1 protein-coding gene is annotated in these 1,477 nt (G+C 33.9%); it reads right to left on the minus strand.

Annotated features, from left to right (window positions below; translation table 11 throughout):
* Positions 1 to 501: 501 nt before the first annotated feature.
* Positions 502 to 867: a hypothetical protein gene (locus H4J57_RS19415; RefSeq protein WP_182243979.1), complete on the minus strand. Its 366-nt coding sequence runs from the start codon at positions 865 to 867 to the stop codon at positions 502 to 504.
* Between the last annotated feature and the right edge of the window lie 610 nt (positions 868 to 1,477).

Consider the following 1,477-nt stretch of genomic DNA (forward strand, 5'->3'; position numbering starts at 1 on the left):
CGAAGACGCCCTACAACGAATCAAAATATTTAGAAGCATTAAAACGAAGAGGATCGCCACTGTTAAAATTTGCAATAAATAGCTAAATTTTACTAGTTGTCCACCTCAGGGCGTGTTGTTATATGTGACTTACAAGGCAAACTATTAAGTCACCAAAAACATAATTGGTTATGGAGTGGAATGAGTAAATTTAAAAAACCTTTCGCCGCTTGCCACCAAACCGTGAATTTGAGCCTTTTACACTTTGGCTAATTATTTCCACAAAACAAGTTAGGCGAAAACTCTACAACCAAGAATACAAACTAATTTATGCCACTAAAGCTACCACAAAAAAGAACGGAAACAAGCACAAACTAATAAATTAAATGCCCAAGTTACAAAACATAATTTTATGAACAGTGGCGACATATAACGCCCCATTAAGAGGCTAAAAATAGTGGGCTAAAATGGAGCGGAGCGAACAGCCCGCTGTTTTTAGTCCTGCTTTAATGCCTTGTTAGGTTACTTTTTCCACCGAACAAACTTTACGATTGAATTGGATTTAGCATCATAATAAGCAGTTGAATTATTGTAAGACTTATTAAGAATCAATTTATTGCTATTACCAAAACTTGAAGGGTCTTGAAGTTTAAAACTATACAACCCTGTGCTTACATCCAAACCATGTTTAATAATATAAAAGTTACTTTTCTTGTTATTATTAACCAAGTATTCCTTAGTAGATAAATATGCTTTCTTTTCTAGTTCTGTAGTTGGATTGAAATCGTAAAATGCTATAGAACCCTCAGGTGAGTTTGGTCTGATTGTGATAGTTTTACCACAAACATCAAAAAGCACTAGAGCTAAAAATAAACACAAAACTCTCATAAGTAACCTAACGCCTACTTAAGCGGAAAAATATAGTTGGCTAAAATGTTGAACGGAGTGAAAACAGCCAACTGTATTTTTTCCGTTTGAAGTTCTTGTTATAAGTAATTGGTACCAAACTAAACCATGGTTTTACTTAAAAATATCTCGAACCGGTTAAAAATAAATATAATCCCTGTAAAAAGGACACAATAGGAAAAAATATAAAAAGCACTACCTGATAGGAAAATATGGCTTGCGCGTGGCGTATCTGTGAACACAAAATGACCAAAAATATAAAACAGCACAAAAATGCCATTAGCAAAGAAAATCACGCTCCTTCTAAGCCTTTTAAAGTTTAACTCAAGTTCTTTGGACATAATACAACTCCCTGTCGGATTTACTTATAACGCCCATATTAAACGGCAAATAATAGTTGGCTAAAATAGTGAGGAACGAACGACAGCCAACTGTTATTTGTCCGTTTGAATTGCTTGTTAGCAGAAGCGTTAATTAAGAACACTTAAACCAACATACACATAAATAGTTAATTGATGGAAGTGAGAAACAATAAACACCGCACCACTTCGCCACCAAACTTTAATTGATAAACAATAACAAAAAATGATTA

This window comes from Colwellia sp. BRX8-7, from assembly GCF_014077275.1.
Taxonomy (GTDB): Bacteria; Pseudomonadota; Gammaproteobacteria; order Enterobacterales; family Alteromonadaceae; genus Colwellia_A.

Coding starts and splice junctions, on each gene's coding strand:
- H4J57_RS19415 (WP_182243979.1), bottom strand. CDS start 867: ATGAGAGTTTTGTGTTTATTTTTAGCTCTAGTGCTTTTTGATGTTTGT.